The organism is Micromonospora andamanensis, from assembly GCF_016863495.1.
Classification (GTDB): domain Bacteria; phylum Actinomycetota; class Actinomycetes; order Mycobacteriales; family Micromonosporaceae; genus Micromonospora; species Micromonospora andamanensis.
Genome location: NZ_BOOZ01000007.1, coordinates 88,811 through 107,553 on the forward strand (window position 1 = coordinate 88,811; position 18,743 = coordinate 107,553).

General features: G+C 71.6%; 20 protein-coding genes. 14 read left to right on the forward strand and 6 right to left on the reverse strand.

From position 1 onward, the window contains the following. The first annotated feature begins 4 nt into the window (after nt 1-4). Together Van01_RS08775 and Van01_RS08780 are read left to right on the forward strand one after the other, a co-directional pair. Nucleotides 5-214 (forward strand): type II toxin-antitoxin system VapB family antitoxin, encoded by a 210-nt coding sequence (locus tag Van01_RS08775; RefSeq protein ID WP_204003527.1) that lies wholly within the window; start codon nt 5-7, stop codon nt 212-214. Next, nucleotides 211-636 carry a PIN domain nuclease gene (locus Van01_RS08780; protein ID WP_204003530.1) on the forward strand — a complete coding sequence of 142 codons (426 nt, stop codon included), beginning with the start codon at nt 211-213 and terminating at the stop codon, nt 634-636. The genes Van01_RS08775 and Van01_RS08780 overlap by 4 nt, the downstream gene beginning before the upstream one ends. Before the next feature lie 18 nt (nt 637-654). On the opposite strand, the gene Van01_RS08785 is transcribed toward Van01_RS08780, so the two are convergent. Then, nucleotides 655-1,947, reverse strand: coding sequence for an acetyl-CoA C-acetyltransferase (locus Van01_RS08785; RefSeq protein ID WP_204003533.1), 1,293 nt, complete (start codon nt 1,945-1,947; stop codon nt 655-657). 111 nt (nt 1,948-2,058) lie between these two features. Here Van01_RS08785 and Van01_RS08790 point away from each other — a divergent pair, with 111 nt between their 5' ends. From Van01_RS08790 to Van01_RS08820, 7 genes are all read left to right on the forward strand, one after another. Continuing rightward, entirely contained in the window at nt 2,059-3,432 is a 1,374-nt protein-coding gene (locus tag Van01_RS08790) for a 3-oxoacyl-ACP reductase (RefSeq protein ID WP_204003536.1), read from the forward strand. Between the two features lie 281 nt (nt 3,433-3,713). After that, entirely contained in the window at nt 3,714-4,559 is an 846-nt protein-coding gene (locus Van01_RS08795) for a MaoC/PaaZ C-terminal domain-containing protein (RefSeq protein ID WP_373306229.1), read from the forward strand. Between the two features lie 78 nt (nt 4,560-4,637). Next, a complete protein-coding gene (locus Van01_RS08800) occupies nt 4,638-5,396 on the forward strand; it encodes an NUDIX hydrolase (protein ID WP_204003542.1) in 759 nt (252 codons plus the stop codon). Then, complete coding sequence (locus Van01_RS08805; protein WP_204003545.1) at nt 5,393-6,367, forward strand: protein kinase family protein; 975 nt, start codon at nt 5,393-5,395, stop codon at nt 6,365-6,367. The genes Van01_RS08800 and Van01_RS08805 overlap by 4 nt, the downstream gene beginning before the upstream one ends. A gap of 10 nt (nt 6,368-6,377) precedes the next feature. Continuing rightward, complete coding sequence (locus tag Van01_RS08810; protein WP_204003547.1) at nt 6,378-7,337, forward strand: hypothetical protein; 960 nt, start codon at nt 6,378-6,380, stop codon at nt 7,335-7,337. Between the two features lie 77 nt (nt 7,338-7,414). Then, the gene (locus tag Van01_RS08815; RefSeq protein ID WP_204003550.1) at nt 7,415-8,695 is read left to right on the forward strand and encodes an adenylosuccinate synthetase; all 1,281 of its coding nucleotides are present in this window, start codon (nt 7,415-7,417) and stop codon (nt 8,693-8,695) included. 66 nt (nt 8,696-8,761) lie between these two features. Then, the gene (locus Van01_RS08820) at nt 8,762-9,376 is read left to right on the forward strand and encodes a DedA family protein (protein WP_204003553.1); all 615 of its coding nucleotides are present in this window, start codon (nt 8,762-8,764) and stop codon (nt 9,374-9,376) included. Between the two features lie 15 nt (nt 9,377-9,391). Here Van01_RS08820 and Van01_RS08825 read toward each other — a convergent pair whose 3' ends face one another. After that, on the reverse strand, nt 9,392-10,033 hold the full coding sequence (locus Van01_RS08825; RefSeq protein ID WP_099848142.1) for a response regulator: 642 nt from the start codon (nt 10,031-10,033) through the stop codon (nt 9,392-9,394). Continuing rightward, on the reverse strand, nt 10,030-11,175 hold the full coding sequence (locus Van01_RS08830) for a sensor histidine kinase (protein WP_204003555.1): 1,146 nt from the start codon (nt 11,173-11,175) through the stop codon (nt 10,030-10,032). The genes Van01_RS08825 and Van01_RS08830 overlap by 4 nt, the downstream gene beginning before the upstream one ends. Nucleotides 11,176-11,368: 193 nt before the next feature. Between Van01_RS08830 and Van01_RS08835 the strand changes: the two genes are divergently transcribed. After that, entirely contained in the window at nt 11,369-12,073 is a 705-nt protein-coding gene (locus tag Van01_RS08835; RefSeq protein ID WP_204004445.1) for a DedA family protein, read from the forward strand. Here the strand turns inward: Van01_RS08835 and Van01_RS08840 are convergent. Next, a complete protein-coding gene (locus tag Van01_RS08840; protein ID WP_204003557.1) occupies nt 12,048-12,686 on the reverse strand; it encodes a TetR/AcrR family transcriptional regulator in 639 nt (212 codons plus the stop codon). The genes Van01_RS08835 and Van01_RS08840 overlap by 26 nt on opposite strands. A 67-nt stretch (nt 12,687-12,753) precedes the next feature. Between Van01_RS08840 and Van01_RS08845 the strand changes: the two genes are divergently transcribed. From Van01_RS08845 to Van01_RS08855, 3 genes are read left to right on the forward strand one after another with little or no spacing between them, the layout of a single operon-like run. Beyond that, complete coding sequence (locus tag Van01_RS08845) at nt 12,754-13,206, forward strand: SCP2 sterol-binding domain-containing protein (RefSeq protein ID WP_204003559.1); 453 nt, start codon at nt 12,754-12,756, stop codon at nt 13,204-13,206. A gap of 1 nt (nt 13,207) precedes the next feature. Then, nucleotides 13,208-14,422, forward strand: a complete 1,215-nt coding sequence (locus Van01_RS08850) for an acyl-CoA dehydrogenase family protein (RefSeq protein ID WP_204003564.1) — start codon at nt 13,208-13,210, stop codon at nt 14,420-14,422. Nucleotides 14,423-14,442: 20 nt separating this feature from the next. Further along, entirely contained in the window at nt 14,443-16,005 is a 1,563-nt protein-coding gene (locus tag Van01_RS08855; protein WP_204003580.1) for an AMP-binding protein, read from the forward strand. A 14-nt stretch (nt 16,006-16,019) separates the two neighbouring features. Here Van01_RS08855 and Van01_RS08860 read toward each other — a convergent pair whose 3' ends face one another. Beyond that, complete coding sequence (locus Van01_RS08860; RefSeq protein WP_204003583.1) at nt 16,020-16,844, reverse strand: hypothetical protein; 825 nt, start codon at nt 16,842-16,844, stop codon at nt 16,020-16,022. Further along, on the reverse strand, nt 16,837-17,364 hold the full coding sequence (locus tag Van01_RS08865) for a SigE family RNA polymerase sigma factor (RefSeq protein ID WP_373306226.1): 528 nt from the start codon (nt 17,362-17,364) through the stop codon (nt 16,837-16,839). Before Van01_RS08865 ends, Van01_RS08860 begins: the two co-directional genes overlap by 8 nt. A gap of 179 nt (nt 17,365-17,543) precedes the next feature. Here Van01_RS08865 and Van01_RS08870 point away from each other — a divergent pair, with 179 nt between their 5' ends. Next, a complete protein-coding gene (locus Van01_RS08870; protein ID WP_204003586.1) occupies nt 17,544-18,689 on the forward strand; it encodes a serine hydrolase domain-containing protein in 1,146 nt (381 codons plus the stop codon). The last annotated feature ends 54 nt before the right edge of the window (nt 18,690-18,743 follow it).

Genomic DNA, 18,743 nt, shown 5'->3' on the forward strand with positions numbered 1-18,743 from the left:
CTCGATGACCAAGATCCTGGTGGACGTCGACGACGAGGCACTGGCCGACGCGGCCGCTGCGTTCGGCACCAAAACCAAGAAGGACACTGTCAACGTCGCCCTGCGTGAGGCGGCGGCACGAATGCGCCGCGCCCGGGCGCTCGCCGAACTGAGCGACCGGGCCGAGGCGGGCGATTTCGACGAACTCTTGGAGAAGACGACCTACCGCCCATGAGCTACGCGGAGTATCTCGTCGACACCAGTGCGCTCGTCCGGCTGCTGCGGGATCCGGCAGTACGTGCCCGCTGGGAGCAGCCGCTCGTCGCCGGCCTGCTCGCCGTCTGTCCACTTGTCGAGTTGGAGTTCCTCTACTCGGCCCGCTCGGCCAGCGACCGCGCCCGGCTGGTGGAGTTACTCCGTACCGTGTTCAGCTGGGTGCCAGTGTCGGAACGCGGCTACGAACGAGCGGCCGAGATCCAGAGCGAGTTGACCGACCGGGGCACCCATCGCTCAGCTGGAGCAGTCGACCTGCTGATCGCCGCGACCGCCGAATATCACGGCCTGTCCCTGCTGCACTACGACCGCGACTACGACCAGATCGCGAACGTGACAGGCCAGCCGATGCGGTGGTTGGCCCCTGCAGGCACCCTCAAGTAGTAGCCGACGTCGATCGGATCAGCGGTCGAGGATGGCGGTTACGCCTTGGCCGCCGGCGGCGCAGATGGAGATCAGGCCGCGTCCGGTGCCCTTGGCGGCGAGCAGTTTGGCCAGGGTGGCGACGATCCGGCCGCCGGTGGCGGCGAACGGGTGACCGGCGGCCAGCGAGGAGCCGTTCACGTTGAGCTTGTCGGGGTCGATCGCGCCGAGGGGGGCGTCCAGACCGAGGCGGTCCTTGCAGAACTCCGGCGATTCCCAGGCTGCCAGGGTCGCCAGCACCTGGGAGGCGAACGCCTCGTGGATCTCGTAGTAGTCGAAGTCCTGAAGGGTGAGCCCGGCCCGGGCCAGCAGCCGGGGCACCGCGTACGCGGGCGCCATCAGCAGCCCCTCGTCGCCGTGCACGAAGTCCACGGCGCCCGTCTCCGACCAGGAGAACCAGGCAAGCACCGGCAGGTTGTGCTCGCGCGCCCACTCTTCGCTGGCCAGCAGCACGGTGGAGGCGCCGTCGGTCAACGGCGACGAGTTGCCAGCGGTCATGGTGGCCCGTTCGGCGTCCGGTCCCTTGGCACCGAAGACCGGCCGCAGCGAACCCAGCTTTTCCAGTGTGGTGTCGGGCCGCAGGTTCTGATCGCGGGTCAGCCCCAGGTAGGGAGTCATCAGGTCGTCGAAGAAACCCGTGTCGTACGCGGCGGCGAGCCGCTGGTGCGAGCGCAGGGCCAGTTCGTCCTGCGCCTGCCTGTCAATGTTCCAGTGCAGCGCGGTCCGCGCGGCGTGCTCGCCCATGGACAGACCGGTCCGCGGCTCGGCGTTGCGGGGGATCTCCGGCTTGAACGGCTGGGCCGGGCGCAGTTTCGCGGCGATCCGGAGTCGCTCGCCGAGGGTGCGGGCGGAGTTGAGCTTGAGCAGCGTGCGGCGCATGTCCTCGTTGACCGCGAGCGGGGCGTCCGAGGTGGTGTCGACGCCACCGGCGATGCCGACGTCGAGCTGCCCGAGGGCGATCTTGTTGGCGACCAGGATCACCGCCTCCAGGCCGGTGCCGCAGGCCTGCTGGATGTCGTACGCCGGGGTGTGCGGGTCGAGCTTCGAGCCGAGCACCACCTCGCGGGTGAGGTTGAAGTCCTTCGAGTGCTTGAGCACCGCCCCGGCGACGACCTCACCGATCCGCTGCCCGGCCAGGCCGAATCGGGCGATCAGCCCGTCCAGCGCGGCGCCGAGCATGTCGGCGTTGGAGGCGCTGGCGTAGCGCGAGTTGGAGCGGGCGAAGGGGATCCGGTTGCCGCCGATGATTGCGACCCGTCGAACGTTCTGCACGATCCGTCTCCTCGAAAGTGTTGCCCGCACCTTGACGCGGCCGGCGACTGGGCCGGCCGTGCCGCCACCGCCCTACTGCCGGTCTCTCTTACTCGCCAGTAGGCTACGCCTATGACCGACAGGTATGCGAGCTTCGTCCAGTCGGGCGCCGGGCGGGCGCTGGTCAAGCGTCTCGGGCTGCCTGATCCGCCGCGACTGCGCCGGCACACCCCCGGCGAGCCGATCCTGCCCGGGCTGGTCCTGCTCGGCGCCGCTGCCGGCGGTCGGCTCACCGAGCCGGTCAGCAAGGCCCTGGCCGCCGCCGGGCTCGCCCTGCGGGATCCGGCCACCGCCGTGCCCGATCCGGCAACCGGTCGTACGCCGGAGAGCGCCGCCCTCGTCTTCGACGCTACCGGCATCACCGACTCGTCCCAGCTGCGCCAGCTCTACGACTTCTTCCACCCGCAGGCCCGGGCGGTGCGGCCCAGCGGCCGGGTGATCGTGCTGGGCACGCCGCCGGCCGAGTGCGGTACGCCCCGCGAGGCGACCGCCCAGCGGGCTCTGGAAGGGCTGACCCGCAGCATCGGCAAGGAGTTCGGCCGGGGCACCACCGCGCAACTGGTCTACGTGACGCGGGAGGCCGACGCCGGCACCTGGACCAGCCTGGAGGCGACCCTGCGGTTCCTGCTGTCGGGCCGTTCCGCGTACGTCTCCGGGCAGGTGATCCGGGTGGGTGCCGGCCAGGCGACCGCACCGGCCGACTGGGACCGCCCGCTCGACGGGCAGGTGGTGCTGGTCACGGGTGCGGCCCGGGGCATCGGCGCGGCCCTGGCCCGGGTGCTGGCCCGCGACGGCGCGACGGTTGTGGCACTCGACATCCCGGCCGCCGGGGACGAGCTGGCCGCTGTCGCGAACGAGATCGGTGGCAGCGCCGTGCAGCTCGACCTGACCGCCGCCGACGCGCCGGCCCGGCTCGCCGAGCATCTGGCCAGCCGGCACGGCCGGGTGGACGTGGTGGTGCACAACGCCGGCATCACCCGGGACAAGACCCTCGGCCGGATGGACGCCGACCGGTGGGACCAGGTAATCGACGTCAACCTGTCCAGCCAGGAGCGGATCAACGACCTGCTGCTGGAGCGCGGGTTGATCCCGTCCGGCGGCCGGATCGTCGGTGTCTCCTCGATCGCCGGGATCGCCGGCAACCGGGGCCAGACCAACTACGCCACGAGCAAGGCCGGGGTCATCGGACTTGTCGATTCGCTCGCCCCGGCGTTGCGGGAACGGCAGATCAGCGTGAACGCGGTGGCACCCGGGTTCATCGAGACCCGGCTGACCGCCCGCATTCCAATGGTGCTGCGGGAAGCCGGTCGCCGGATGAACAGCCTCTCGCAGGGCGGGCTGCCGGTGGACGTCGCGGAGACCATCGGCTGGCTGGCCTGGCCGGCGTCCGGCGCGGTGAGCGGCAACGTGGTCCGGGTCTGCGGCCAGAGCCTGCTGGGGGCGTGATGGCCAGGCGCAGACGCGGCGACGAACCGGCTGACGACCTGTCGGTCGGCGAGCTGATTGACGGGCCGACCGAGATCCTGACCCCGCAGATCCGGGCCGCCGCGCTCGCCGGCCCGTCAGGCAGCGGTGGAGACCTGGAGGCTACCCACGATCTGTCCGGCCTCGCCCCGGCTGGCGGTGGCTCCGACCCGTCGGCGGTGGAACCGACGGGGACGAGCCAGGCCGGCACGCGCGCGGCCGGCACTGCGACCGGGCCCGGGGACCCGGCGGCGCGGGCCCGGGTGGAACTCTCCCGGCTGCCGGCGGCCGGTCCGCTGTACCGGCGGGCGCTGCTGAACGCGCTGCCGGGGCTCGGCGGCCGGCGTGGTGCCGGGGTACCGGCGGTGGAACTGGCGGTGACCGGAGTGCCTGTTGACCCGGAGCGGCTGGCCGACTACGACCGGGTCTGCGGGTTCCGCCTGGCCGACCGGCTGCCGGCGACCTTTCCGCACGTCATGGGCTTTCCGCTGGCGCTGCGCCTGATCACCGCGCCGGAGTTCCCGATCCCGCTGACCGGGGTGGTGCACGTCGGCAACCGGATCACTGTGCGTCGGCCGGTCACCGTCACCGACCGGCTGGACTTCGCCACCTGGGCGGAGAACCTGCGCCCGCACGACCGGGGGCGGCAGGTGGACGTCGTACTCGTCGGGTCGGTGGACGGCGAGGAGGTGTGGCGCGGCGTCTCGACGTACCTCGGCCGGCAGCGCACCCCGGGTGGCGGTGAGCGGCGCGACCACGGTGAGCGACAGGCACCGCCGGCCGCCACCGCCCGCTGGCCTGTCACCCCCCGGGTCGGTACGGACTACGCGCGGGTCTCCGGCGACCACAACCCGATCCACACCTCGCGGTTGGGGGCGCGGCTGCTCGGCTTCCCCCAGCCCATCGCACATGGCATGTGGAGCAAGGCACGGTGTCTCGCGGCGTTGGAGAGCCGGCTGCCCGAGGCGTACACGGTGGACGTGGCGTTCAAGCTGCCCGTGCCGTTGCCCGGCACTGTGGCGTTCAGCGCCACGGCGCTCGCCCCGGGCTGGGATTTCAGCCTGCACGACAGGCGTGGCCGCCCGCATCTGGTGGGCACCATCCGCTGAGCGGGGCCGGGTACTTGCCCGGCCCCCCTTTTTCCGCTAGGTTCTTCTCAGGTAGAGATATTCTCTAAGTGAGAGTGATTGAGCGTGAACGAGCAGGACTTCCTCGCCACCTACGACCCGAGCGCCTACCCGGCGGTTGCGGTCACCGTCGACATCGTCGCCCTGACCATTCGTGACGGTGCACTGCACCTGCTGCTGATCCGCCGCGGCGAACAGCCGTACGCCGGCCGCTGGGCACTTCCCGGCGGGTTCGTCCGGCCCGACGAGGACCTGGCCGTCGCCGCCCGGCGGGAGCTGGCCGAGGAGACCGGCCTCGACGGCGAGCCGCTCCGCCGGGTCCATGTCGAGCAGCTCGCCTCCTACGGCGCACCCGACCGGGACCCCCGGATGCGGATCGTCTCGATCGCCCATCTCGCCTTCGCCCCCGACCTGCCGGACGCGACGGCCGGCACCGACGCCGACGAGGCGGCCTGGGTGCCGGTCACCGAGCTGACCAACCGTCAGCTCGCCTTCGACCACGACCGGATCGTCTCCGACGGGCTGGAGCGGGCCCGCTCAAAGCTGGAGTACACCCCGCTGGCCACTCGATTCCTCGCACCCGAGTTCACCATCGGGGAGCTGCGGGCCGTCTACGAGACGGTCTGGGGCCACCAGCTGCACGCCGGCAACTTCCACCGCAAGGTGCTCTCGGTGCCAGGGTTCGTGGAGAGCACCGGCGCCAGCACCGAACGCGGCGGCGCCCGGGGTGGCCCGCGCGCCCGGCTCTACCGGGCCGGGGACGCGCGACTGCTGCACCCGGCGCTGCTGCGCCCGGCGCGCGAGGAGACGGTGCGATGACGACCGACGAGGCGATCCGCCTGGTCACCGCCGCCCGCGACGACGACGAGCTGTTCGGCGACGACGCACCGGAGCGGCGCTACCGGGAACTCGTCGTTGCCCTGCACCCGGACCGGCTCGGTTGGGTCGGCCCGGGAATCCGGGCCGCCGCAAGCGACGCCTTCCTCCGGGTCACCACCCGTTGGCGCGCCCGCCGGGCGACCGTGTTGCGCGGCTACCGGTGCGGCCGGCCCGCGTACTCCGGTGACCTCGCCGACCTGTACGACGTCGGCGCGGACCGGCTGCTCAAGCTGCCCCGCGACGCGGCCGACAACGATCTGATGGCCCGCGAGCAACGCGCCCTGCGCAGGCTCGCCGAGCGGGGCGACCCGCGCTGGCTACCGTACGTTCCCCGGCTGATCGACAGCTTCACCCACCGCGACGCCGGCACCGGGGCGGAACGCCGGATCACCGTGCTCGGCACCGCGCCCGGGCTGCACAGCCTGGTCGAGGTACGGCGGGCCTATCCGGACGGACTGGACGCCCGTGACGTGGCCTGGATGTGGCGACGGCTCCTGGTCGCCCTCGGCCTCGCCCACCGGGCCGGCCTGGTGCACGGCGCGGTGCTGCCGTCGCACGTGCTCATCGACCCCGACGCCCACGGCCTGGTGCTCGTCGACTGGTGCTTCTCCACCGAGCCCGGCGGCACCGTCCCGGCGATGGTGCCCGACCACGACACCTGGTACCCGCCCGAGGTCCTCGACCGTGGCCCCTGCGGGCCGGGCACCGACATCTTCATGGTTACCCGCTGCATGACCTGGCTGATGAACCGCGAGGCCCCACGCCGGCTGCTGGACTTCGCGCAGGGCTGCCGGCAGCGGTTCCTGCGGGCCCGCCCCGACGACGCCTGGCTGCTGCTGCGCGAACTGGACGAGGTGCTGCACCGGCTCTACGGGCCGCGCACCTTCCGGCCCTTCACCCTCAACCCCTAAGGAGGCTGCCATGGGCAGCGGAGCATGGTCCACAGATGTGTACGACGCCGCCGACCGGTACCGCCGGGCCACCGGCACCAGCGCCTTCTCGTACAGCGACAGCGGGGCGCGGGTGGTGCACCCCGCACTGGACCCGCGTGGCGCGGTACGGGAGAGCCGGGACAGCGCGGAACACCCGCAGTCGACCCCCGTCGCGGTCCTGTTCGACGTGACCGGCTCGATGGGGCACGTGCCCCGCGTCCTCCAGGCCAAGCTGCCGCAGCTGCTGGGTCTGCTGCTGCGCCAGGGATACGCCCGCGACCCACAGATCATGTTCGGCGCGATCGGCGACGCCACCTGTGACCGGGTGCCGTTGCAGGTGGGGCAGTTCGAATCCGACAACCGGATGGACGACGACCTCGGCCGGATCGTGCTGGAGGGTGGCGGCGGCGGCCAGATGCGGGAGTCGTACGAGCTGGCGCTGTACTTCATGGCCCGGCGCACGGTCACCGACAGCTGGGAGAAGCGTGGCCGGCGCGGCTACCTGTTCGTGATCGGCGACGAACTGGCGTACCCGCAGGTGAAGTCGGGCGAGGTGGCCCGACTCATCGACGACGACCTGCGCGAGGACGTGCCGGTGCGGCAGATCGTCGACGAGGTCACCCGCCGGTGGGACACCTACTACCTGCTCCCCGCCGGCAGCCACTACTCGGGCAACCGGCGGGTGCTGGACTTCTGGCGTGGCCTGCTCGGCCAGAACGCCCTGGAGCTGGACGACCTCGGTGCGGTCTGCGAGACCATCGCGCTCACCGTCGGTCTCGGCGAGCAGGCCATCGACCTCGACCAGGGTCTGCGGGACCTGGACCGGGCCGGCTCGGCGGCCACCGGCACCGTGTCGAAGGCGCTCGCCCGGTTCCACGGGAGATCGCGGGCCGAGGTGTCGGAGCTGCCGGCCAACCGCACCACGGGACGCGGAGTGATCCGGCTGTGACCCGGCCGGCGGCGGGTGTGGTGCCGGGCGGCACGGTGACCGGCGGTCCGGCGGCGAGGGGGCCGCGCGGACAGCACATGATCGTGGTCGACCTCGGGTACGGCGACGCGGGCAAGGGCACCGTCGTGGACTGGCTCTGCGCGACCCGACAGGTACGGACTGTGGTGCGGTTCAACGGGGGTGCGCAGGCGGCACACAACGTCGTGCTGCGCGACGGCCGGCACCACACGTTCGCCCAGTTCGGGGCCGGCACCTTCCGCCCCGGAGTGTGCACCCACCTGTCCCGGCACGTGGTGGTGGACCCGCTCGCGCTGGCCGCCGAGGCGGACCACCTCGCCGCCGTCGGGGTGCCCGACGCGTTCGACAGGCTGACCGTGGACGGGGAGGCGCTGCTGGCCACCCCGTACCACCGGGCCGCGAACCGGGCCCGGGAGCTGGCCCGTGGAGCCGACCGGCACGGTTCCTGCGGGCTGGGGGTGGGTGAGGCCGTCGCGTACGGTCTCACCCACCCCGACCAGGCGCCCCGGGTGGCGGACTGCCGCAGCCCGGAGCTGCTGCGCCGCCGGCTGACCGCGCTGCGGGACCGGCTCAGCGCCGAACTCGGCCCGCTGGACGCCCCGCCGGTCGCCGACTGTCTGCCCGCCTACCTGGCGTTCGCCGAACGGGTGACGATCGTCGACCCGGGCTGGCTCTCCGGGGAGCTCCGGGCCGGGACGTGCGTCTTCGAGGGCGCCCAGGGGGTGCTGCTGGACGAGTGGCACGGCTTTCACCCGTACACGACCTGGAGCACCACGACCACCGCGAACGCCGAGGCGCTGCTGGCCGAGGCAGGGTTGGCCGGTTCGGCAACCCGGATCGGTGTGCTGCGTACGGTCACCACCCGACACGGGCCGGGACCGCTGGTGACCGAGGATCCGACGCTCGGGCTGACCGAACCGCACAACGGGACGAATCCGTGGCAGGGTCGCTTCCGGTTCGGCCACTTCGACGCCGTCGCCCACGCGTACGCGCTGGCGGTCAACGGTGGGGTCGACGGCCTGGCGCTTACCCACCTGGATCTCGTGGGTCAGGGGCTCGACCTGCGGATCTGCCGCCGCTACACAGACCTGGACGGGCTGGTGCCGGGCCCTCCCGGCGACCTCGACCGGCAGGCCGCGCTCACCGCACGCCTGCTGCGGACCAGACCCGTCTACGACTCCCCTCCGCCGGCCGACTGGCCCACGGCGGTGGAGCAGGCGCTCGGCGTGCCGGTGGTGCTCACCTCCCACGGACCGACGGCGGAGGACAAGCGGGTGCGGAAGGTTCTGCTCGACACCGAAGGCGGTACGGCCACCCGGTTGACCGTGACAACGGGTTGAAGGCCCCATTAGCGGTGATCCGTCCGTCCCGCCCCGATGCGACCGCCCGGCGGCGAGCATGAAGCCATGGAGGCCGCGCTCGACCTGCTCCGGCACACGCTCACCTCGCCGTGGGTCTATCTGCTGCTGTTCGGACTCACCGCGATCGACGCGTTCTTCCCGCTGGTACCGGCCGAGGCGGCGGTCATCACCGTCACCGTCCTCGCCACCGGCGGTGAACCGAATCTGGTGGTGGTGATCGTGGCGACAATGCTCGGTGCCGTACTCGGCGACCATGTCTCCTACGCCATCGGGCGCGGCGGCGGCTCGCGTCGCCTGGACCGTTCGCCGGAGGACAGCCGACGCCGCGCCGGCGGGCAGTGGGCGCGGCGGGCGGTGTGCCGGCACGGCGGCGTCATCCTGACCTCCGCCCGGTACCTGCCCGGCGGGCGGACGGCTGTCACCCTGACCATGGGGGCGGTGCGTTACCCGCTGCGCCCGTTTCTGCTCTACGACCTGATCGGCGCCGGGACCTGGGCGCTCTACTGCGTACTGCTCGGGACCTTCGGTGGGCTGGCCTTCGAGCGTGAACCGATCTACGGAATCCTGGCCGGGATCGGCCTGTCGATCGCGGTGACCCTGCTGGTGCAGCTGGTACGCGGACTGCGGCGTCGCGCCCATCGCCGGGCCGCCCGACGCTGAACGTTTCCGCACCGATCAGGGCAGCTCGGCATCGTGGACCAGGATCGCCAACTGCACCCGGTTCCCGGCGCCGACCTTCGTCATCGCCCGGCTCACGTGCCCTTTGACAGTGGCCTCGCTCATCAGTAGTTGACGAGCAATCTGGGCGTTCGCGCATCCCCGCCCCACCGCACGCGCGATCTCCAACTCCCGTGCGGTCAGGCACTGGAGTTGACGCCGGGCCGTGTGACGTCGGGCCGGGCCGCGCTCCGCGAAGGAAGCGATCAGGCGTCGGGTCACGGCGGGCGCGAGCATGGCGTCACCGCTGGCCACGGCGCGTACGGCGGCGGTCAGGTCGGCCGGTGCGGTGTCCTTGAGCAGGAAGCCGACCGCACCGGCACGCAGGGCGTGGTGTACGTACGCGTCCCGGTCGAACGTCGTCAGCATGATCACTCTCGCCCCGGCGGCGACGATGTCCGGCGCGGCGGCGAGGCCGTTCATGCCCGGCATACGGACATCCAACAGGACCACGTCCGGTCGGAGCCGCCGCACCTCGGCGCCGGCCGCAGCGCCGTCCGCGGCCTCGCCCACCACCGTGATGTCGCCGGCCGCTTCGAGGATCAACCGCAGGCCGGACCGGATCAACTGCTCGTCGTCGACGACCAGAACTCGAATCACTCCGGCTCCTCCGTCGGAAGCAGCGCTCGGACCAGGAAGCCCCCGCCGTACGGTCCGGCGGTGAGCCGCCCGCCGAGCAGTTCCACACGCTCCCGCAGACCGATCAGGCCCAACCCGGCACCGGGCAGCGCCGACCCGCCGATCGCCGGCCCGTTGCGCACCCCGACCTCGACCCCGCTGGAGAGGTACCGCAGGCTGACAGTGGTGTCCGCATCGGGCGCGTGCTTCCGTACGTTCGTCAGCGCCTCCCGTACCACCCGGTGCACCGTCCGCCCGACCGTGGCCGGCAGGGGTCGGGGGATCCCCTCGTCATGCCGGTCGACCCGCAGGCCGGCGGTACGCGACTCCTGGATCAGGACATCCACCTCCGACAATCCGGGCGGCGGTACGGGTCCGGCCGCTCCACGCAGCACGCCTAGTACCTCGCGCAGGTCGGCGAGGGCCTGCCGACCAGTCGATCGGATCAGCGACGCGGTCTCCACCGCCGCCGAGTCGGCGGATGTCACCTCCAACGCGCCCGCGTGCACCACCATCAGCGACACCCGGTGGGCGACCACGTCATGCATCTCCCGGGCGATCCGGGCCCGTTCCTCAGCGCGGGCCTGCTCCACGCGGGCCAGCTGTTCACGTTCCAACTGCTCAGCCCGGTCGCGCAACGCGCCGACGGTGTCCCGCCGGGCCCGCGTCCAGAGCCCGATCACCAGTGGCAGCAGCACCAGCCAGGCGAAGAGCGTCAGCACATTGCCCGGCGTGGCGATGGTGATCTGCCGGTGCCCGCCAGCCGCCCACCCCACCAGCACACCGATGGCCGTCACCAGCACCGCACCGGCCAGGTAGGCGACGATCCGCCGACGGCCCCGCAGCCACAGCCCGGCCAGGAGGGACGCCGCCGCCGGTATCGGCCAGGCGGCAAGCAGCGGCCAACCGACGGCAGCCACGGCGAACAGCGGCCAGCGGCGTACCCGCGCCAGCGCCACAGCAGTTCCGGAGGCGACGACGACGGCGAGGACCACCGCCCGGGGGAGAGGTGACGCCACTCCGGCCGCGCCGTTCGCGGACATCCAGACCCCGACCGACACCAGTACGGCCAGCACCGGCAGCGCGATCCGCCGGAGCGGTGTCCGGACTTCGACGATCGCCATCGTTGCAGGCTAGTGGCGTCCGGGCCGGTCGGACCGCCGCCGACGGCCAGAGGGGGGACACTTCCGGGCGGCCGACCCGCCCTTCTCGGGGTTGGCCCGGAGCCCGAGTCAGGGCTGACCACAACTTAGGTAGCGGGACGGTCATGACTATCGGTCGATGGCCGGAACCTACGCGGGGACCAGCATCGGAAGCATGCAACTGGTGCTCGACCTGCTCCACGAGACGATGTCCTCGCCCTGGGTCTACCTGGCGCTCTTCGCGGTCGCGGTGGTTGACGGGTTCTTCCCGGTGGTGCCGAGCGAAACCGCTGTCATCACCGCCGGGGTCTTCGCGGCGACCGGACAGCCGGCGCTGCCGCTGGTGATCGTGGCGGCGGCGGCCGGCGCCCTGGTCGGTGACCACATGTCGTACGCCATCGGCCGACGCGGTGGCGGACGCCTGCTCACCCGTCTACCGGCACAGGGGCGGCGCCGTGCGGTGTACGCCTGGGCCAGCCGGGGCATCGCCCTACGCGGCGGTCTGATCCTGGCCGTGGCGCGATACGTACCGGGTGGTCGGACGGCTGTCACCATGACCATGGGGGCGACCCGGTTTCCCCGGTCACGGTTCCTGATGTTCGATGCACTGGCCGCCGGCACCTGGGGGATCTATTCGGCGCTTGTCGGTTATCTGGGCGGGCTCGCGTTCGAACAGGACCCGCTGCGCGGGCTGCTACTTGGGCTCGGCCTCGCGCTGAGCGTCACGGTGATCGTGGAGACGGCTCGCTGGGCGCACCGACGAGCACGCCCGCTGCCGGCGATGGTGGAGCCCGGTGCCGAGGTTCCATCGGCGATGCGTGACTGCGATCGCGTTCCCGGCGCTGGGCCGCCCCCTACTCCTGAGGCGGGTGCCAGGTGACGCCGTGCAGGAGTTGCCCGGCGCCGAGCCAGGCCACGTTCATCATCCGGGTGGCGGTCTTCTCCGGGTCGGCTTCCGGATGGTCGGCCAGCCAGTCGGCAAGCGACTCGCTCGCACCGACCAACGCGTACGCGACAACCTCCAGCTCGGTGTCGGCCACCTCACGGCCTCCGGCGCGCAGCGCGTGGTCGAACATCCCGGCGACCACCTCCACCAGCCGGGCCCGCATCACGGCCAGCTCACCCGCGAACGGCTGCTGGGCGCGGGCCTGCCGGTAGAGCACCGCCCAGCCGTCCCGGTGCGCGCCGACGAAGCCGAAGAAGGCCCGCAACCCGCGCCAGAGTCGCTCGTCGGCCGGCAGGTCCGGAGCGGCGGCACCGGCGATGGCCTCCATCATCCGGGTGCCCTCGCGGTGCAGACACGCGACGAAGAGTTCCTCCTTGGTGCCCAGGTACGCGTACACCATGGGCTTGGAGATGCCGGCCACCTCGGCGATCTCGTCCATGCTCGCGCCGTGGTACCCGCGCCGGGAGAAGACCCGCACCGCGGAGTCGAGCATCTGCTGCTCCCGTACGGCACGAGGGAGGCGTTTGAAGGCAGGGCCGGTGGACACCTTGCGAGCATACCTACCCATGCGTAAGGTTACGCACGAGTAGCCAACAGCCGAGAGGTGCCTTTCCATGACTGACTTCGACCCGGCCAACTTCGCGAACGTCGGCCCGAAAGAGTTCGCCCAGCTCGTCAAGAACACCCCGGAGAGCAAGCTGGCCGAGGTGATGTCCGGCGACCTGCGCGGCAAGATCCTCGGCGAGGTCTTCGGGCGGATGCCGCAGCTGTTCCGCGCCGACCGGGCCGGCTCCACAAACGCGGTCATCCACTGGAACATCACGGGCGCCCCCGACGGCGGCACCGACACCTACGAGGTGGTCATCGCTGACGGCACCTGCACTGTCAACGAGACCCCGCAGCACGACCCCCGGCTGAGCCTGACCCTCGGCCCGGTCGAGTTCCTGAAGATCGTCTCCGGCAGCGCCAACCCGGTCATGATGTTCATGACCGGCAAGCTCAAGGCAAAGGGTGACCTGGGCCTGGCCGCCAACATCGCGAACCTCTTCGACATCCCCAAGGCCTGACATGGTCGAGTTCTCGCTCGACCTGAACGAGGAACAGCGGGATCTACGGGACTGGGTGCACGGCTTCGCCAGCGAGGTCGTGCGCCCAGCCGCGGCCGAGTGGGACGCCCGCGAGGAAACCCCGTGGCCGGTCATCCAGGAGGCGGCGAAGGTCGGGCTCTACGGCTTCGAGTTCCTCGCCACCTGCTGGGCCGACCCCACCGGGCTGTCGCTGCCGATCGCCAGCGAAGAACTGTTCTGGGGCGATGCCGGCATCGGGTTGAGCATCTTCGGCACCTCCCTCGCGGTCGCCGCCATCTATGGCGCGGGCACCCCGGATCAGCTCGTCGAATGGGTACCGCAGTGCTTCGGTGACGCCGACTCCCCGGCCGTCGCCGCCTTCTGCACCTCCGAGCCGGAGGCCGGTTCGGACGTCGCCGCCATGCGCACCCGGGCCAGCTACGACGAAGCCACAGACGAGTGGGTGCTGCGCGGGCAGAAGGCGTACGCCACGAACGGCGGGATCGCCGGCGTGCACGTGGTGACCGCCTCGGTCGAGCCGGATCTGGGCTCGCGGGGACAGGCCGCGTTCGTCGTACCGCCGGGCACGGCCGGGCTCAGCGCCACCCGCAAGCTGCGCAAGCTCGGCCTGCGCGCCTCGCACACCGCCGACGTCTTCCTCGACGACGTCCGGGTGCCCGGCCGCTGCCTGCTCGGCGGCAAGGAGGCGCTCGACGAACGCCTCGCCCGCGCCCGCTCCGGGCAACGCGCCTCCGGCCAGGCCGCGATGCGTACGTTCGAGCTGTCCCGACCCACAGTCGGCGCCCAGGCGCTCGGCGTGGCCCGGGCCGCCTACGAGTACGCGCTGGACTACGCGAAGGAGCGGGTCCAGTTCGGTCGTCCGATCATCACCAACCAGGCTGTCGCGTTCGCCCTCGCCGACATGAGGATGGAGATCGACGCCGCCCGGCTGCTGGTCTGGCGAGCCTCCTGGATGGGCCGCAACAACCGACCGTTCAGCGCCGGTGAGGGCTCGATGTCCAAGCTCAAGGCCGGCGAGGTGGCCGTGTCGGTGACCGAGAAGGCGGTCCAGTTGCTCGGTGGCGCGGGGTTCCTGCGGGACCACCCGGTCGAGCGCTGGTACCGCGACGCCAAGATCTACACCATCTTCGAGGGCACCTCGGAGATCCAGCGGCTGGTCATCTCCCGGGCGATCTCCGGGATGCAGATCCGCTGACCGCCAGGAGGTACGCGGGCATGGACCTGCCGTTCATCGTCACCACGCTGACTCGGCGGGGCCTGCTCGCCCCGGGCCGCCCGATCCGCGTCGCATCCCAGCTCAGCGCGCTGCGGAAATGGGGCTGGAGCCTCGCCGGTGAGCTGCGCCAGGCGGCGGCCCGGGACCCGGGCCGGGTCGCGGTCATCGACGACCAGGGCACCGAGCTGACGTACGCCGAACTGCTCGACAGGTCCATGCGGCTGGCCCGCGCACTGCGTGCCGGACTCGGCGTCCAGGCCGGCGACCGGGTCGCCGTGCTCTGCCGCAACCATCCGGGGCTGATCGAGACCATCGTCGCCGCCACGCTGCTGGGCGCCGACGCCGTACTTGTCAACACCGGCCTCTCCCCGGCGCAGCTGGCCACCGTGGCGGAGGAGCAGCGGCTACGCGTCCTGGTGCACGACGACGAGTTCACCGAACGGACCCTCGGGCTGCCGGCGGAGCTGCACCGCCTCGACGAGCAGGACCGGGCGGAACTGATCGCCACAGCCCTCCCCGGCGAGCTCCGCCCGCCCGAGCGGGACGGCCGGATCATCGTGCTCACCTCCGGCACCACAGGTGTGCCCAAGGGCGCCCGGCGACCCACCCCGAACGGCTTCGGCCCGCTGGTGTCCATAATTGACCGGATCCCGCTGCACGTGCGGGACCGGGTGCTGATCGCCGCCCCGATTTTCCACACCTGGGGGTACGCGGCACTACAGGTCTGTTTCGCCCTGCGGGCCACGATCGTGCTGCACCGTCGCTTCGATCCGGTCGCCACCCTGGACGCCCTGGTGCGGCACCGCTGTCAGGCCCTGTTCGCGGTGCCGGTGATGCTGCAACGGTTGATGGAAATGCCGCCGCCGGAGCCTCGGCCGCCGCTGAAGGTGGTCGCGGTGAGCGGCTCGGCGCTGCCCGGCGGCCTCCCGTCGGCGTTCATGGACACCTACGGCGACGTGCTGTACAACCTGTACGGCTCGACCGAGGCATCCTGGGCCTCCATCGCCACCCCCGCCGACCTGCGACAAGCGCCCACCACGGCGGGCAGACCGCCGTACGGTACCCGACTGGAGATCGTCGATGACGACGGTAAGCAGGTGCCCGGCGGCCGGGTCGGGCGGATCCTGGTCGGCAACGAGATGCTCTTCGAGGGCTACACCTCGGGCCCGGACCGGGACCGGCACGACGGCCTGCTGGACACCGGCGACCTGGGTCGGGTCAACGCCGACGGACTGCTCTTCGTGGACGGCCGCGCCGACGACATGATCGTCTCCGGCGGGGAGAACGTCTTCCCCGCCGAGGTGGAACAACTGCTCACCCAACTCCCCCAGGTACGCGAGGCCGCCGTCATCGGCGTACCCGACCCCGACTACGGCCAGCGGCTCGCCGCCTTCCTCGCCCTGTACCCCGGCGAGACCCTCGACACCGAGGCGGTCCGGGAGTACGTCCGGCACTATCTGGCCCGCTTCTCGGTGCCCCGCGACGTCGTCTTCGTCAAGTACCTGCCCCGTAACGCCACAGGCAAGGTGCTCACCCGCGAACTACGCCGCTACTACGGCTGACATCCGGCGCCGGCTCAGGGGTGGAGGGTGAGGCCGGGTTCCTGGGCGAGCGCAGCCAACTGCTCCAGGCTGAGCAGCGGCGGCTCCACCCGCTTGGTCGGCCGGCCGGCCTTCCGTTCCCGCAGTTCCAGATTGGTGCCGAGCACGCTGACGGTCGTCCCGTCCGCGCGCCGCAGCTGCGCCGATCGCTGCTCGTGACCGAACTCGCCGACCCGACTGAGCCCGGAGACGAGGACACTGCCGTCGGCCAGCCGGGTGCTGGTGCAGTCCCGGTGGACGGAGCGGTCCACGCATGGGACCGGTAGATCGGTTCGGGTCGGCTGGACGGTCACCACGAGGTAGTTCGTCAGCCCGCGCCCGCTCAGCACCGCGTATGCCCGGTAATCCTGATTCGTCGGGTCGTAGGCGAACTGGATGAGGTCGCAGTCGCGGGGCACCCAGCCCCCCTGCGCCGTCACGTCCGCCGGCAGCCGGGTCTTCAGCATCGGCCGCAGGACCCCGGTCAGCCTCGCCACTGCGTCCTCCGGCGCTTCGGTGGGGCGTGGGCGCACCGTGTCGTACGACTCCGGGCTTGGTAGGCCCGGATCCTCCGGCACGGCACAGAGCGCCGGAGGCAGGGAAGCGGCTGACATCGCGGGCTGTGGACGACTCAGGCCGGGGCCAGGACCAGCAAGCAACGTCGGCGCGAGCGCCACCGCTGCGACAAGCACCGCGCTGCCGGCCATCAGCCGGACGCGACGGCGACGCAGCCGCTCACCGGCGATGAGCGCCTCCACGTCGATCCGGCTCGGCGCCGGCGCACCGGCCGCGGCGTGCAGTTTTCGGGACAGCTCATCCATGAACAGGCACCTCCTCGTCGCCGACCGCGGTGCCGACGAGCCGCCCCCGCAGCGTCTCGATGGCCCGGGCGGCCTGGCTCTTCACTGTTCCCGGGGTACAGCCGAGTTCCCGGGCGGTCTCCTCCACCGACAGGTCGCAGAAGTAGCGGAGCACCAGGACTGCGCGGCGGCGCGGCGGCAACTCGGCGAGCAGGGCGAGGATGGCCAGCCGGTCAGCCGTGCCCTCGACGGCCGGGTTGACCGCCCGATCCGGTACTTCGGACCAGGCGTCCTCCCGCCGCCACGGCCGGCGGCGTTCGTCCAGCCAGACCCGCAGCAGGGTACGCCGCACGTACGCGTCGGGATTGTCCATCGCGGACACCCTTCGCCAGTGCCGCAGCAGCTTGACCAACGCCGTCGACACCAGGTCGTCGGCGGTGTGCCAGTCACCGCACAGCAGGTACGCGGTACGCCGCAGCGGATCCAGCCGCGCCGCGACGTACTCGCGGTAACCCTCGTAGTCCACCGGCAACCCGGCCACCTCCTCGCCTCACCACTCAAACGGAGGCCGTCAGGTGTGAGGTTGCCCGCCTACCGAACCGGCCGGTCACCGGTGACGCTCTGACGGGGATCGAGACCTGCCCCTACGGGCGTCTCCTCAGGGGATGGTCGGGTGGATTCCGGATACCTCCCACCCAGGTGGCTCGGCAGGCTCCCCCCATGAAACTCACCAGACGCATTCTCGTCGCCGGGTTCACCGTCGGCGCACTGCTGGCCGGTACCCTGGCCGCGCCCGCCAGCGCTGCTCACCGCGACTGCCCGACCGGCATGCTCGACCCCACGAACGTGATCACAGCGGTCGGCGAGATTCCTGACCCCCAGCTCACCACCACCAGCGCCCAACTGCGGATCACCACCCCGACCGGCTGCTTCAAGGACACCTTCGGCGTACGCGACCTGCGCTCCTCGGCACCGGTACCGCCGGACGCCCGGATCCGGATCGGCAGCGTCACAAAGGTCTTCACCGCCGTCGTGGTCTACCAGCTGGTGGCGGAGGGCCAGTTGTCCCTCGACGAGCCGGTACGCCCGTACCTACCGGACCTGATCCCGGCCGACTGGCCGACGGTGACCGTACGGCAGTTGCTCGCCCACACAAGTGGTCTACCCAGCCCGGTCCTGCCCGATGGACTGGACTGGCAACTCCAGCACCGCTTCGACCGCTGGACTCCCGAGCAGATCGTGCGCACGGCGCTGACGAACCCGCCCGACTACACCCCAGGCGACGCCCAGCGCTACACGAACATGGGCTACATCGTCGCCGGCATCCTGATCGAGCGGGTGACCGGCTCGTCGTACTCGGAGCAGATGCGGCAGCGGATCTTCCGGCCGCTCGGATTACGCGACACGTACGCCCCGGGCGTCGCGACCGGGATACGTGGCCCGCACGTGCGGGGCTACCAGCAGGTGAACCGCGGCGGCCTGATCGAACTTGTGGACGCGACGCGCTGGAGTCAGACCTTCACACCTGCCTCGGGTGACCTGATCTCGACCGTCGCCGACCTCGACCGCTTCACTGCCGCCCTGTTCGGCGGCCGGCTGCTCGCCCCCGCGCAGCAACGTGAGCTGTTCACCCACCCCTGGGCGGGGGCGGAGTACAGCAACGGTGGCCTCTCCTCGATCCGCCTGCCCGACGGCCGGGTGTTCTGGGGCAAGTCCGGCGCACGCTACGGCTACCAGGCGGCCGTCGGCGCCCTCGACGACGGCGGCCTGCGATTCGTCTTCGCCGCCGGCCCGACAGACGCCAAGGCCGAGGGACAGTCGGCGCTTGTCCAACGGGTGCTGGCCGCGGTCCTGGCGCTCGCCTGAGCCAGAGGCGTACAGCGGTAAGGAAGGGTCCCTGCTGACGCCGCCGGCACAGCA

What these genes read in the sequence shown, in the direction of transcription:
- Van01_RS08775 (WP_204003527.1), top strand. Translation starts at nt 5, where the DNA reads ATGACCAAGATCCTGGTGGACGTCGACGACGAGGCACTGGCCGACGCG.
- Van01_RS08780 (WP_204003530.1), top strand. Translation starts at nt 211, where the DNA reads ATGAGCTACGCGGAGTATCTCGTCGACACCAGTGCGCTCGTCCGGCTG.
- Van01_RS08790 (WP_204003536.1), top strand. Translation starts at nt 2,059, where the DNA reads ATGACCGACAGGTATGCGAGCTTCGTCCAGTCGGGCGCCGGGCGGGCG.
- Van01_RS08805 (WP_204003545.1), top strand. Translation starts at nt 5,393, where the DNA reads ATGACGACCGACGAGGCGATCCGCCTGGTCACCGCCGCCCGCGACGAC.
- Van01_RS08810 (WP_204003547.1), top strand. Translation starts at nt 6,378, where the DNA reads ATGGGCAGCGGAGCATGGTCCACAGATGTGTACGACGCCGCCGACCGG.
- Van01_RS08815 (WP_204003550.1), top strand. Translation starts at nt 7,415, where the DNA reads ATGATCGTGGTCGACCTCGGGTACGGCGACGCGGGCAAGGGCACCGTC.
- Van01_RS08820 (WP_204003553.1), top strand. Translation starts at nt 8,762, where the DNA reads ATGGAGGCCGCGCTCGACCTGCTCCGGCACACGCTCACCTCGCCGTGG.
- Van01_RS08830 (WP_204003555.1), bottom strand. Translation starts at nt 11,175, where the DNA reads ATGGCGATCGTCGAAGTCCGGACACCGCTCCGGCGGATCGCGCTGCCG.
- Van01_RS08835 (WP_204004445.1), top strand. Translation starts at nt 11,369, where the DNA reads ATGCAACTGGTGCTCGACCTGCTCCACGAGACGATGTCCTCGCCCTGG.
- Van01_RS08845 (WP_204003559.1), top strand. Translation starts at nt 12,754, where the DNA reads ATGACTGACTTCGACCCGGCCAACTTCGCGAACGTCGGCCCGAAAGAG.
- Van01_RS08850 (WP_204003564.1), top strand. Translation starts at nt 13,208, where the DNA reads ATGGTCGAGTTCTCGCTCGACCTGAACGAGGAACAGCGGGATCTACGG.
- Van01_RS08855 (WP_204003580.1), top strand. Translation starts at nt 14,443, where the DNA reads ATGGACCTGCCGTTCATCGTCACCACGCTGACTCGGCGGGGCCTGCTC.
- Van01_RS08860 (WP_204003583.1), bottom strand. Translation starts at nt 16,844, where the DNA reads ATGGATGAGCTGTCCCGAAAACTGCACGCCGCGGCCGGTGCGCCGGCG.
- Van01_RS08870 (WP_204003586.1), top strand. Translation starts at nt 17,544, where the DNA reads ATGAAACTCACCAGACGCATTCTCGTCGCCGGGTTCACCGTCGGCGCA.